Annotated in this window: 9 protein-coding genes; 7 read left to right on the forward strand and 2 right to left on the reverse strand. The window is 69.4% G+C overall.

Going from position 1 to position 13,235, the window contains the following annotated elements; genetic code table 11:
- The first annotated feature begins 223 nt into the window (after window positions 1–223).
- From leuS to holA, 4 genes are all read left to right on the forward strand, one after another.
- Entirely contained in the window at window positions 224–2,764 is a 2,541-nt protein-coding gene (gene leuS / locus ABFX18_RS06655; RefSeq protein WP_346057808.1) for a leucine--tRNA ligase, read from the forward strand.
- A 242-nt stretch (window positions 2,765–3,006) separates the two neighbouring features.
- The gene (locus tag ABFX18_RS06660; RefSeq protein ID WP_346057809.1) at window positions 3,007–4,005 is read left to right on the forward strand and encodes a ComEA family DNA-binding protein; all 999 of its coding nucleotides are present in this window, start codon (window positions 3,007–3,009) and stop codon (window positions 4,003–4,005) included.
- Window positions 4,002–6,527 (forward strand): ComEC/Rec2 family competence protein, encoded by a 2,526-nt coding sequence (locus ABFX18_RS06665; RefSeq protein ID WP_346057810.1) that lies wholly within the window; start codon window positions 4,002–4,004, stop codon window positions 6,525–6,527. The genes ABFX18_RS06660 and ABFX18_RS06665 overlap by 4 nt, the downstream gene beginning before the upstream one ends.
- A gap of 9 nt (window positions 6,528–6,536) precedes the next feature.
- Window positions 6,537–7,568, forward strand: coding sequence for a DNA polymerase III subunit delta (holA, locus tag ABFX18_RS06670; RefSeq protein WP_346057811.1), 1,032 nt, complete (start codon window positions 6,537–6,539; stop codon window positions 7,566–7,568).
- A 74-nt stretch (window positions 7,569–7,642) separates the two neighbouring features.
- Here holA and rpsT read toward each other — a convergent pair whose 3' ends face one another.
- Together rpsT and ABFX18_RS06680 are read right to left on the reverse strand one after the other, a co-directional pair.
- Entirely contained in the window at window positions 7,643–7,903 is a 261-nt protein-coding gene (gene rpsT, locus ABFX18_RS06675) for a 30S ribosomal protein S20 (protein ID WP_200329152.1), read from the reverse strand.
- A 170-nt stretch (window positions 7,904–8,073) separates the two neighbouring features.
- Complete coding sequence (locus tag ABFX18_RS06680; RefSeq protein ID WP_346057812.1) at window positions 8,074–8,991, reverse strand: MOSC domain-containing protein; 918 nt, start codon at window positions 8,989–8,991, stop codon at window positions 8,074–8,076.
- A gap of 92 nt (window positions 8,992–9,083) precedes the next feature.
- Here ABFX18_RS06680 and lepA point away from each other — a divergent pair, with 92 nt between their 5' ends.
- Genes lepA through hemW form a run of 3 tightly spaced genes read left to right on the forward strand, consistent with a single transcriptional unit; the run spans window position 9,084 to window position 13,153 of the window.
- The gene (gene lepA, locus ABFX18_RS06685) at window positions 9,084–10,937 is read left to right on the forward strand and encodes a translation elongation factor 4 (protein ID WP_090148513.1); all 1,854 of its coding nucleotides are present in this window, start codon (window positions 9,084–9,086) and stop codon (window positions 10,935–10,937) included.
- On the forward strand, window positions 10,934–11,878 hold the full coding sequence (locus ABFX18_RS06690) for a DUF1990 domain-containing protein (RefSeq protein WP_346057813.1): 945 nt from the start codon (window positions 10,934–10,936) through the stop codon (window positions 11,876–11,878). Before lepA ends, ABFX18_RS06690 begins: the two co-directional genes overlap by 4 nt.
- 48 nt (window positions 11,879–11,926) lie before the next feature.
- Window positions 11,927–13,153 carry a radical SAM family heme chaperone HemW gene (gene hemW, locus ABFX18_RS06695; protein WP_346057814.1) on the forward strand — a complete coding sequence of 409 codons (1,227 nt, stop codon included), beginning with the start codon at window positions 11,927–11,929 and terminating at the stop codon, window positions 13,151–13,153.
- Window positions 13,154–13,235 lie beyond the last annotated feature (82 nt).

The following is a 13,235-nucleotide window of genomic DNA, read 5'->3' on the forward strand; positions in this document are numbered from 1 at the left end:
CTCGCGCACCCGAGTGGGCGGCGGATCGCCGGGGTGCTGCCCAGTATGCGCCCAGCGCGGTGACCCCGCCACCCCGCCGGCGCGCGACGCCTCGACGCTCCGCCGCCGGCGCCGTGCCGCTCAGCGCGCGGGCGCTGGGCGCTCCACCCGCTCGGTACCGGGTATTCTGGTCGGAAGTGTGCGCTCGCGAACGCGGGCGATTCGAACCGAGATCGAGGTATGTGTGACCGAGCAGCAGGAGCGCGACGCCGAGGGCTATGACTTCCAGGCGATCCAGGACCGCTGGCTTCCCGTGTGGGACGAGCTGAAGCCGTTCGAGGTCGACACCGAGGGAGCCTCCGCCCCCGGGGCAGCGCGCCCCAAGAAGTACGTGCTCGACATGTTCCCGTACCCATCCGGCGATCTGCACATGGGGCACGCAGAAGCGTTCTGCTTCGGCGACGTGCTCGCACGCTATTGGCGCGGACGCGGCTACGACGTGCTGCACCCGATCGGGTGGGACTCCTTCGGGCTGCCCGCCGAGAATGCGGCCATCAAGCGCGGGGTGGATCCCCGGGAGTGGACGTACGCCAACATCGCGCAGCAGAAGGCCTCGTTCCGGCTCTACGCGCCCTCCTTCGATTGGAGCCGCGTGCTCCACACGAGCGACCCCGAGTACTACAAGTGGAACCAGTGGCTCTTCTTGAAGATGTACGAGAAGGGTCTCGCCTACCGCAAAGCGAGCTGGGTCAACTGGGATCCGGTCGATCAGACCGTGCTCGCGAACGAGCAGGTGCTCGCGGACGGCACCTCCGAGCGCTCGGGCGCCATGGTCGTGAAGAAGAAGCTGACGCAGTGGTACTTCCGCATCACCGACTACGCGGATCGCCTGCTCGACGATCTCGACGCGCTCGAGGGTCAGTGGCCCACCAAGGTGCTCAACATGCAGCGCAACTGGATCGGGCGCTCGCGCGGGGCCGAGGTCGAGTTCGAGATCGAGGGCCGTGAGGAGAAGGTTCCGGTCTTCACGACGCGCCCCGATACGCTGCACGGCGCGACCTTCATGGTGGTCGCCCCCGACGCCGACCTGGCGGCGGAGCTCGCGGCGGGCGCCTCGGAAGAGGTGCGCAGGAATTTCCAGGAGTACCTGGCCAAGACGCAGAAGCAGACGGAGATCGAGCGGCAGAGCGCGGATCGTGAGAAGACCGGCGTCTTCCTGGACCACTTCGCGGTGAACCCGGTCAACGGGGAGCGCATTCCCGTGTGGGCCTCCGACTACGTGCTCGCCGATTACGGGCACGGCGCGATCATGGCGGTACCGGCGCACGATCAGCGAGACCTCGATTTCGCGCTGAAGTTCGACCTGCCCGTGCGCGTGGTCGTCGACGTGCGCGACGCCGACGGCGCCGCCCTGCCCGATCCCGCGGAGAGCGGCGTCGCGACGGCCGGCGAAGGGGTGCTCGTCAACTCGGGCGAGCTCGACGGGCTGCCGAAGAACGAGGCGATCGCCCGCGCGGTCGAGGTGCTCGAGGAACGCGGCACCGGTCGCGCGTCGACCACGTACCGGTTGCGCGACTGGCTGATCTCGCGGCAGCGCTACTGGGGCACGCCGATCCCGATTCTCCATCACGAGAACGGCGAGATGCGCCCGGTCGATTCCGAGGCGCTGCCCGTACAGCTGCCGGCCTCCGAGGGGCTGGACCTCAAGCCGAAGGGAGCGTCACCGCTCGGTGCCGCCACGGAGTGGGCGACGGTCGTCGATCCCGAGACCGGCGAGACCTGGACGCGCGACCCCGACACGATGGACACCTTCGTCGACAGCTCGTGGTACTACCTGCGCTTCCTGTCGGCGAACGATGCGACGCAGGCGTTCGACCCGGAGCTCGTCAACGCCTGGGGGCCGATCGACCAGTACGCGGGCGGTGTCGAGCACGCGATTCTGCACCTGCTGTACTCGCGCTTCATCACGAAGGTGCTGCACGATCTCGGTTACCTCGACTTCGACGAGCCGTTCACCGCGTTGCTGAACCAGGGCATGGTGCTGCAGGACGGTGCGAAGATGTCGAAGTCGAAGGGCAATCTCGTCGAGTTCGCGAGCGAGCTCAAGGCGCACGGGGCCGACGCGTTGCGCGTGACGCTCGCGTTCGCGGGGCCGCCAGAAGACGACATCGACTGGGCGGACGTGTCGGTGCAGGGATCGGCGAAGTTCCTCGCCCGGGCTTGGCGCGTCGTCGACGACGTGCAGACGGCGGGGGCGCCGCGTGAGGCAGCGTTCTCCGAGGGCGACGCCGGGCTCCGGAGAGCCACGCACCGCCTGCTCGCCGATGCGCCGGGGCTCATCGAGGCCTACAAATTCAACGTAGTCGTCGCGCGCCTCATGGAGCAGGTGAACGTGACCCGCAAGGCGATCGACTCGGGCGTCGGCGCCGCGAATCCCGCGGTGCGCGAGTCGGCCGAGGCGATCACCGTCATCCTCTCGCTCTTCGCGCCCTACGCCGCCGAGGACATGTGGGCGAAGCTCGGGTTCGAGCCGAGCGTCGCGCTCGTGGAGTGGCCGGTCGCCGATGCGGCACTGCTCGTCGAGGACGAGGTCACGATGGTCGTGCAGGTGGACGGCAAGGTGCGGGATCGCCTGACGCTCCCAGCGTCGGTGTCGGAGGCCGAGGCCGAGGCGGCTGCCCGTGCGTCGGCCGCGGTGCAGCGCGCGATCGGAGACCGAAAGGTCGTCAATGTGATCGTGCGCGTGCCGAAGATCGTCAGCATCGCGACGAAGCCGGCCGCCTAGCGCGGGCTCCCGCTCTCTTTCCTCCTTCGCGCTGCGAGCGGGGTCACTGTTGGTGCGTGTCGGACCTATGACACGCACCAACAGTGACCCCGCTCGCATGGGATGGGATGGATGGGTGCGTGGGGGGAAGGATGGAGCGCGTACTCCGCTCACAAGGGGGCGCCAGCGGCCGTAGGTGCTGACCTTTCCACTGCTGGCGACGAAGCGGCAGCGCGGGCGCGCTCGCGACCTAGCGTGTTCGCATGCGGAAGCACGAAGCACCCGATGGCACTGGCGGGCTCGCCGAGCCCGGCGAGTCGGGCGAGCCCGGTGAAGCGGGCGGTGAAGCGGGCGGTGAAGCGGGTGGTGACGCCGACCTGAACACGCGCCCACTCCTCTCCAGTGAGGCAGTGCTGTCGCGGGGGCATTGGCAGGCGAGCGACCGGACGAACGCGCGGGCCGCGCCGGCGCTCCGGTGGGAGCCGAGCACGAGGATCGGGGAGCGGATACGCCGCGGGATCGCAGTGCCAGTGACCGTCGGAGCGCTGGTGTTCGTCGCGGCCGTCGCGGTGGCTATCGGCATCACGATGGCTCGGGGCCACGGGGTGGCCACCGCGGGCGCGGATGCTGCGGCGAGCTCGTCTGAGACTGCGGGTGAGCAACCGGGCGGCGGGGCGACGAGCGGAGCCCAATCCGGGCCGGTGCCCGAGCACGGCGACGGCGGCGCAGATGCTTCGCGGGCGGATGTGCTGGTGCACGTGGTGGGAGAGGTGCACACCGCCGGGGTCGTCGAGCTCCCGGCGGGCTCCCGGGTTGCCGATGCGATCGACGAAGCTGGCGGAGCGACCGATGCTGCGGTGCTCGACGTCCTCAATCTCGCTCGGACGGTTGCAGACGGCGAGCAGCTGATCGTGCCCGACGCCGAGCTGGCCGCGGCTTGGAGGGCGAACCCATCGGGCGCGGCCGGGAACAGCGCCGCCGCGGGCGAGACTGACACGAGCGCTGCTGGCCCGAGCCCAGGAGGGGCGCCTGGCGCGACGACGGGCGGCAGTGGAGCTGGAACTGGAGCGGGCGCGATCGCCCTGAACACTGCCGCGGTCGCCGATCTGGAGACCCTTCCCCGTATCGGTCCGGCCCTCGCGCAGCGCATCATCGACTGGCGCGATGCGAACGGCGGGTTCACCTCGGTGGATCAGCTGCTCGAAGTGCCCGGTATCGGGGCGAAGACGCTCGACGGGCTGCGAGACCTCGTGGTGCTATGAACGAGGCATCTCGATCACCGTCGGGCCGTTGGCGCATACTCGCCCCCGCGGTCCTGGCGTGGGCACTCGTGGCGAGCGCCATCTTGGTCCCGGGCTGTGGCCGGTGGCTCGCCGTCGCGGCGTTCGGCATCGGCGTCGTCGCGATCGGCCGCGTCCGTGCACGCGGGCGCGCGGTCGTCCTTCGCTGTGCGGGGATCGCCTGTGCGATGCTCGTCGTGCTCGGGGCGAGGATCGATGCGCTCGAGCAGGTGCGCGAGGATCCGCAATTCGCGCGTACCGCAACGAGCGGGCGTGCGACGACGCTCGACATCGAACTGCGAGGTTTCCCGAAGACATCGATCGACGAGCGCGGTCGACGGTCGTCGTGGGCGCCCGCGGTCGCGCGGTCGGCCAGCGGCGACATGCCCGTCGTGCTCTGGTTCGCGGCCGACTCGCTCCGCTCCGACTCGCCCCGCTCCGGTGCTGAGGAACCGGGTGACCGCAGTGGTGACGCGAACCTCTGGGGGCCGGGGACGCTCGCGCTGGCGTCTGGCACGCTCGTCTCACTCGATGCCGGTTCGTCTGCCAGGTACGGAGTCCGTGTCACATCCTTCGATGCCGTCGCGACGGACGGCGCAGACAGCGCATCGGCGACGATTCGCGCCGTCACGACGCACGCTGCAGCCCGTCTCCGCGCCGGCCTGCGCGAAGCGGCGGCCGCCGTGCCCGGCGCCGAACTGGTGCCGGGGTTCGCCGTCGGCGACACGTCGCTCGTGCCGGAGCGCCTCGATCAGCAGATGCGGGAGAGCTCGCTCACTCACCTCGTGGCGGTGTCGGGCGCCAACTGCGCGCTGGTCGTGGCCGCCATCTTCACGGTCTCGGGCTGGCTCGGCGTGCCGCGTCGCGCCCGGATCGCGCTGGCAGGCTCGGCGTTGGCCGGCTTCGTGGCCGTCGTCGGGCCGGATCCGAGCGTGCAGCGGGCGGGAGTGATGGCCGCGGTCGTGCTGCTCTCATCGTTCGGGGGGAAGCGCGCCATCGCGCTTCCCGGTCTCGGGCTCGCCGTCCTCGCGCTGCTCGTGAACGATCCGTGGCAGGCGCTCCAGCCGGGATTCGCGCTCTCCGTCGCGGCGACCGCGGGAATTCTGCTGTGGGTTCCCGACGTGATGCTGCTGCTGGGACGCGTCTTCCCGAGCCCTCAGTGGGTCAGGCTTCCCGTTGCCGTCGCGATCGCCGCGCAGTTCGCGTGCGGGCCGCTGTTGCTGCTCGTGCAGTCCGGCTTTCCCGCAGCTGGACTCGTCGCAAACGTGCTCGCAGCCCCGGCTGCCCCCTGGGGTACGGGGCTCGGGCTGCTCGCGCTCCTCGCGGCGCCGCTTCTCCCCGAGGTGTCGCACGCCTGCGTGTGGCTCGCCAGCATGCCTGCCAGCTGGGTCGTCGCAACCGCAGAGGTCACGGCTGCGCTCCCGGGAGCGAGGTGGGCGTGGCCAGGCGGGTGGGGAGGCGCCGCGCTGCTCGCAGGCGTCGAAATCACCGTACTCGTCGCCTGGTGGCTCCTCGAGCGTCGATTCGGCGAGCACGCTGTCCGGGATCCGGGTGCGCCTTCCCCTGGTGCACCAGTGACGAGCGGGAGAACCCCGTGGGGGTGGAACGTGCCGCGCCCGCGCCGCACCGCCGTCTGGAGTGCGGCGCTGCTCTGCGGTGCGCTCGGAGCATTTCTCGGGCCGACGCTCATCGCCCCGACGACCGCGCGGCTCACGACTCCGCATACCTGGAGCGTGGTCGCGTGCGACGTCGGCCAGGGTGACGCGCTGCTGCTGCGAGACCCAGGGACCCCCGACACTGTGATGCTGGTGGACACCGGCGACGACCCCGAGCGGCTCGACTCGTGCCTGGAGCGATTCGGAGTGCGCCGCATCGCGATCCTCGTGCTCACGCATGACGACCGGGACCACGTGGGCGCGCTGAGCGCGATCGACGATCGGGTGGATCGCGCGCTCATCGCACCGAGCAATCGCGAGGACGGCGACGTGCGCCCAGTACTCGCCTCGCTGCAGACGGCAGGTGTGAGCACGCAGGTGGGTGGGAGCGGCATGATCGATGCGCTCGGAGGTCTGCACTGGGAGGTGCTGGCGCCTGAGCCGGGGGCGACTCCCGCCGATACCAACAGCGCGAGTCTCGTCCTGCGCGTGGAGGCGGGGGCGACGTCGGTGCTCCTGCTCGCCGATACGGGAGAGGATGAGCAGCTCGCGCTGCAACGGACGGGCGCCGATCTCGACGTCGACGTGGTCAAGGTGGCGCATCACGGCTCTTCTGATCACGATTCCGGCATCTTCACCGCAGCTTCTGCCGAGGTCGCACTGATCTCGGTCGGTGCGGACAACGGGTACGGGCATCCGACCGCGTCCGTCATCGAGGGTCTCCGCCGCACCAGCACCACCGTTCTGCGGACCGACGAGCTGGGGTCGATCGCCGTGAGCGGCGATCCAGGCGCGCTCGACGTCTGGGCCGAGCGCGGAGCGTCGAGCGAGGAGCAGAGTGAACGGTAGTCTGGACGGGTGGCACAGGCACGGAAGGCAGCTCCGCGAGCGGCGTCTGCGAAGACGAAGATCCCGCAGCTCGATTGGAGCGAGGCGCAGCCGGCTGCGGTCGTGCTGATCTCCGGCCCCGAGGCGTTTCTTGCAGATCGAGCGACGCAAGCGATCCGCGCCGCACTGCTCGAGGTGAACAGCGATCTCGAGGTGCACGACGTCGACGCCGCTTCGTACACGGCGGGCGAGCTGTTCACGATCGCGAGCCCGTCACTGTTCGCAGAGCCGCGGTTGATTCGCGTCGAGGGCGTCGAGAAGTGCTCCGACGCCTTCCTCGAAGACACGAAACGGTACGTCGCAGAGCCGGCGGACGGCACGACACTGGTGCTGCGCCACGCCGGCGGTCAGCGCGGCAAAGCGCTGCTCGATCTCGTGCGCGGCGGAGCCGGCGGCGGTATCGAGGTGGTCTGCGCCGAGGTGAAGAAGGATCAGGATCGCCTCGCGTTCGTGCAGGCCGAGTTTCGCCGACTGGGCGCCCAGGTCACCCCGGGGGCGGCCCGCCAGCTCGCAGCCGCGTTCTCGGGCGGGATCGGCGAGCTCGCCGGCGCGATCGGGCAACTCGTCTCGGACGTCGGCACCAGAATCTCCGAGGATCAGGTCTCACGCGCCACCGAGGGCCGCGTCGAGACGAATGCGTTCAGAGTGGCCGACGCCGCGACGGCCGGTCGTGCGGCCGACGCTCTCGTGCTGCTCCGCCAGTCGTTCTCGACGGGAACCGATCCGATCCCGATGCTCGCCGCACTCAATATGAAGGTGCGCGCGATGGCCCGCGTCTACGGCGCCGGCGGATCCGGGGGACAGCTCGCGAAAGAGCTCGGCATGGCTCCGTGGCAGGTCGATCGAGCGCTGCGCGAAGTGCGCGGCTGGCGCGAAGAAGATCTCGCTCGTGCGATCGATCTCGCCGCAGAAACCGAGTGGCGGTTGAAGGGCGGGAGTCGGGACCCCGAGTACGCGCTCGAGAAGTATCTCTTGTTCGTAGCGAAACGCGGGCGCGTGTAGCACTGCCAGTGCAGTGCGCCAGCGCACGAAAAAGGCCCCGCCGAAGCAGGGCCTGAATCGATCGCGAATGCGAGTTAGAGCGATGCCACCTGAGCGGCGAGCTTCGACTTGCGGTTCGCGGCCTGGTTCTTGTGGATGACGCCCTTCGAGGCGGCCTTGTCCAGCTTGCGGCCGGCGGTCTTCAGCTTGGCCTCGGCTACCGACTTGTCGCCGGCTGCGATCGCCTCGCGAGCTGCGCGCACGACGGTGCGGAGTTCGCTCTTGTACGCCTTGTTGCGCTCGGTCGCCTTGCGGTTGGTCTTGATGCGCTTGATCTGCGACTTGATATTTGCCACGTTGAGATGTGTCCTTTAGATCCGGTTGACGGGTTGTTCCGCGCGGTGAGAGAGGGCACCTTACGGGTGGTGTGGTAAGAACCACACGCAAGCCAAGAGCCGAGTCTAGCAGAAGCTCGGCGTCGATCCCAGTGGCCGTGCGGTCGCGGCATCGGCGCGCCGCGGCGGGACTACAGCGCGCCCGCGATCAGCTCGACGTCGTCGCCGACCCGGATGTCGCCCCAGGCGGCGCTCCCGAGCTCGGTTCCGGCAGGCATGGGGGCCGGAAGGTCGCGGGGGAGCAGGAGCGTGCCGAGCGTCGGCTCCCGTTGCCCGATGCGCTGGGTCAGGGTGGTGAGCACCCGTGCGTCGCGTGCGCCCGTCTCCGGGTTCGCATGGGTGGCGAGACATCGGACGATGGGTTCTGCCGTGCGGAACTCGAGTTCGCCGATGCGCACCGCCCCGCGCCACTCGAGCTCCTCCCAGGCCTCGACGCCGTCGATGACGATGTTCGAACGGAAGCGGCGGTCATCGAGTGCGGGGTCTGTAGCGCTGGAAGGATCGGGATCGCCCCCGGAGGCGGTGAGTTCGGGAGTGCCGCCGTCGGTTCGCTCGATCACTGCGCTGAGTGCGAGTACGCTGGCGCGGCCGTGCAGCGACACGTAGCCCTGCTCGCGATCCTGGAACCGCGCGTGCTCGCCGTCGCCGACGAGTTCGAGCGGCAGCCTGCCGGGGCGCTGCAACCGCTTCCCCTCACGCGTGCCGAGCACGAACTCGGTCATCACATCGGAGAGGTGCTTGCGGCCGGCGTCATCGAGCGCGGCGGAGACCATGACGGAGGTGCCGCTGAAGATGGTGACGTGGCGCTCGGCGGCGTCGAACTCGAGTCGCAATGCGGCGAGGGCCGGGAAGTCCTGGAGCGCCAGGCCCTGCGCCTTCGGCCAGTAGTCGAGCCCGTCGCGCTGTTCGGGAAGCGCTGCCTCTGCGAAGCGGAAGGCGAGCACCCGGTCGCCGACGATGCGCCCGTCGCGCTGCACGGTGAGTCGTTCGCGGCGTTCCGGAGTGAATCCTTTGACGGGGTAGCGATACAGGGCGACGACGCGAGGCATTTGCATATTCTCTCAGGAACGGCCGGACTCGGGGAATGCGGCGTCGTGTCCGGCGCACGAACCCGCTCCCGCGCGTGCGATAATTGCGAACAATGTCTCCACGCAGCCTGAACCCTCCAGTACCGGCGTCGACCGACCCCGCGAAGATTCGCAACTTCTGCATCATCGCGCACATCGACCACGGGAAGTCGACCCTGGCCGACCGCATGCTTCAGGTGACGGGCACCGTTCCCGATCGCGAGATGCGCGCGCAGTACCTCGACCGCATGGATATCGAGCGCGAGCGCGGCATCACCATCAAGTCGCAGGCGGTGCGCATGCACTGGGCGACCGATGCGGGCGACTTCGCGCTCAACATGATCGACACCCCGGGGCACGTCGACTTCAGCTACGAGGTCTCGCGCTCGCTCGCGGCGTGCGAAGGGGCGATCCTGCTCGTGGACGCCGCGCAGGGCATCGAAGCGCAGACGCTCGCGAATCTCTACCTCGCCATGGAGAACGATCTCGAGATCATTCCGGTGCTCAACAAGATCGACCTGCCTGCGGCCGATCCTGAGCGCGTCTCGCGTGAGATCGCCGACCTCATCGGCGGCCGTCCTGAAGACATCCTGAAGGTGTCGGGGAAGACCGGCGCCGGTGTCGAAGAACTGCTCGACAGCGTGGTGCATCGGATCCCGGCTCCGGTCGGCAGCGCCGATGGGCCGCCGCGCGCGATGATCTTCGACTCCGTCTACGACCCGTATCGCGGCGTCGTCACCTATGTGCGCATGATCGATGGCAATCTGTCGCCGCGCGAGAAGGTGCAGATGATGTCGACCGGCTCGGAGCACGAAGCCCTCGAAGTGGGCGTCTCGGCACCCGAGCCCACGCCGACGAAGGGACTCGCCGTCGGCGAGGTGGGCTACCTCATCACGGGTGTGAAAGACGTGCGGCTCTCCAAGGTGGGGGACACGGTCACCGCGAAGCGCAAGCCTGCGACCGAGGCGCTGCCCGGGTACACCGACCCGAAGCCGATGGTCTTCTCGGGGCTCTACCCGCTCGACGGGAGCGACTACCCCGTGCTGCGCGAGGCGCTCGACAAGCTGAAGCTCGAAGACGCTGCGCTGCAGTACGAGCCGGAGACCTCAGTGGCTCTCGGCTTCGGATTCCGCTGCGGATTTCTCGGGCTCCTCCACCTCGAGATCATCTCCGAGCGCCTGCGGCGGGAGTTCGATCTCGACCTCATCGCGACGGCTCCGAGCGTGATCTACCAGGTCACGACCGACGACGGGCGCGAGATCACCGTGACGAATCCGTCGGAGTACCCCGATGGCAAGATCTCGAGCGTGCGCGAGCCCGTCGTGAAGACGGCCATTCTGGCGCCCAAGGACTACGTCGGCGCGATCATGGAGCTCTGCCAGAGCCGCCGCGGCAATCTGCTGGGAATGGAGTACCTGGGCGAGCGCGTCGAGCTGCGCTACAGCATTCCGCTCGGCGAGATCGTCTTCGACTTCTTCGACCACCTGAAGAGTCGCACCCAGGGCTACGCGAGCCTCGACTACGAGCCGATGGGCGAGCAGGAGGCGGACCTGGTGAAGGTGGACATTCTGCTACAGGGAGAAGCTGTCGACGCCTTCAGCGCGATCGTGCACCGCGACAACGCGTACTCGTACGGCACGATGATGGCCGAACGCCTGCGCAAGCTCATCCCGCGCCAGCAGTTCGAAGTGCCGATCCAGGCCGCGATCGGCGCGCGCGTGATCGCCCGCGAGACGATTCGCGCGATCCGCAAGGACGTGCTGGCGAAGTGCTACGGCGGCGACATCAGTCGCAAGCGCAAGCTGCTTGAGAAGCAGAAAGAGGGCAAGAAGCGCATGAAGATGGTGGGCCGCGTCGAGGTGCCGCAGGAGGCCTTCATCGCCGCGCTCTCCGGGGATGTGGAGGGGAAGGAAGGGGGCAAGCGATGAGCAAGGATCAGCCGGCCCGCCGCAGCAGCCACGTGGAGATGCCGGTCGCTTATGCGGCCGTCGGAGCTTCGAAAGACCCCGACATCGTTCGGTTCCCGCCCGAGGGCATGACCCCGTACGAGGAGGAGCTCCGCCTCGGAAGCGGCCAGGAGCGATTCTTGATCGCGTCCAGCCTGCTGATGACCTGGGGCGCGCAGCGCGGATCCGGCGTGCGTGTGACCGACATCGTTCGAGGCGCTGGTTCGGAATACGTGGGCCCGAGCTTCAACGGTGACGGAATGCCGGAGGCCGCTGGTGAGGTCGAGGAGCAGTTCGGCCCAGACGGCGAACCGTACATCGTCTCGGGAACCACCGCGGTGCTGCACTTCGAGGGGCAGGATCCCCGAAACGTGCTCGTGGTGTACACCGTGGACGAGGAGCGCCGCGTCGGGTTCGCGTGGGGGACCGGTGACGAAGCCGGCGCTGTCGGCGAGCAGCTCTTCCTGATCGAGTTCCGCGCCGACGACACGGTGTGGGCCGTCGCCCGCGGGTTCGTCGCAGCGCCGAAGAACGGTTTGCTCGGCCTGCGCGGCCGCGCGGACGTCCGTGCCGCGCTCGATGCCGTCAAGCGCGGGATCGCCGCGCTCGCTCCCGGTGCTCAGCCCGTTCCGGATCTCGGCCCGGCCGTGCAGGCGGAGACCCCCGCGGCGGAGCCAGCTGTCGATGCGGCGCCGGATGCCGAGCCCGAGGCTGCGCCCGAGCCTGTACAGGCGACCGAGCCCGAGGCTGAGCCCGAGCCCGAGCCCGAGCCCGAGCCCGAGCCCGAGCCTGAGGCTGCTCCCGAGCCCGAGCTTGCGCAGGCGTCGGATGGCATCGCGGAGCAAGACGACGCCCCCGGCCATCTGCCGGGCGCCGACGCGAACGGCCCGACTCACCAGCGCCGACCCAGTAGACGGTCGTGATGAGGGGGCAGTTCTGCCCCGAGTGGAACGCAGGATCGGGAGACCGCCGTGCCGAGCGCGCTGCCTGAGGGAGACCCCGCCCCGGAGGACTGCGCGCTCCCACCCGAGGTCGCGGTCGGCGCGCATGCCCGCAACTTCGGCGTGTACGTGCACGTGCCGTACTGCCGAGTGCGCTGCGGATACTGCGATTTCAACACGTACACGGCCAGTGAGCTCGGCGGCACCTCGCGGGGCGACTACGCCGCGCAGGTGGAGCAGGAGCTGACCCTGGGCGGCCGCGTGCTGCGACTCGCCGGGCTTCCGGAACGGCAGGTATCGACCGTGTTCTTCGGCGGGGGCACGCCGACGCTGCTGCCGGCCGACGATCTCGCTCGCATGCTCGGGCGCATCCGGGCTGAGTGGGGGCTGGCCGACGGGGCTGAGGTGACGACGGAGGCGAATCCCGACTCGGTCGACGCCGAGTACCTGCGAACGCTGGCCGACGCGGGATTCACGCGCGTGAGTTTCGGCATGCAGTCCGCCGTGCCGCACGTGCTCGCGACGCTCGACCGCACGCACACCCCTGAGCGCGTGCCGCTGGTCACGCAGTGGGCGCGCGATGCCGGGCTCCAGGTGAGCGTCGATCTCATCTACGGCACGCCGGGCGAGAGCCTCGCTGATTGGGAGCGCTCGATCGATGCAGCGCTCGCCTGCGAACCCGACCATATCTCGGCCTACGCGCTGATCATCGAGCGCGGCACGAAGCTCGCCGCGCAGATCCGACGCGGGGAGGTCGCCGCCCCCGACGAGGACCTGCACGCCGACATGTACGAGCTCGCCGACGCCCGCTTCGCGGAGGCGGGTTTCTCCTGGTATGAGATCAGCAACTGGTCGCGCTCGCCGGAGACGCGGTCGCGCCACAACCTCTCGTACTGGACGGGTGAGGACTGGTGGGCGGCCGGCCCCGGAGCCCACAGCCACGTGGGCGGAGTGCGGTGGTGGAACGTGAAGCATCCGGGCGCATACGCGCAGCGCATGGCGCAGGGCGTCTCGCCCGCGCATTCGCGCGAGACCCTGTCGGAGGCGGCTCGGCGAGAGGAGCGCATCCTGCTCGAGACCAGGATCGTCGACGGGCTTCCCGCTGACGTGCTGAGCGCCGACGAACGTCGCTCGATCCCGCAGCTCATCGCGGACGGGCTCCTCGACGGGCGGGCCGCGATCGCCGGACGCCTCGTTCCCACGCTGCGCGGGCGACTGCTCGCCGACACCGTCGTGCACCGACTGCTGGGCGGCTGATCCCATCCCCGTCGGGGCTGCGGGACGCCGCTCGTGGACCCCTCGCACGACCGTGTTCGCTGGGAGCGGTAGCGGTCGCATG

This window comes from Leucobacter alluvii, from assembly GCF_039530485.1.
Lineage (GTDB): Bacteria > Actinomycetota > Actinomycetes > Actinomycetales > Microbacteriaceae > Leucobacter > Leucobacter alluvii.

Bases quoted from the DNA above. Each gene is read 5' to 3' on its own strand.
- ABFX18_RS06660 (WP_346057809.1), top strand. From the start codon at position 3,007: ATGCGGAAGCACGAAGCACCCGATGGCACTGGCGGGCTCGCCGAGCCC.
- ABFX18_RS06665 (WP_346057810.1), top strand. From the start codon at position 4,002: ATGAACGAGGCATCTCGATCACCGTCGGGCCGTTGGCGCATACTCGCC.
- ABFX18_RS06680 (WP_346057812.1), bottom strand. From the start codon at position 8,991: ATGCCTCGCGTCGTCGCCCTGTATCGCTACCCCGTCAAAGGATTCACT.
- lepA (WP_090148513.1), top strand. From the start codon at position 9,084: ATGTCTCCACGCAGCCTGAACCCTCCAGTACCGGCGTCGACCGACCCC.
- ABFX18_RS06690 (WP_346057813.1), top strand. From the start codon at position 10,934: ATGAGCAAGGATCAGCCGGCCCGCCGCAGCAGCCACGTGGAGATGCCG.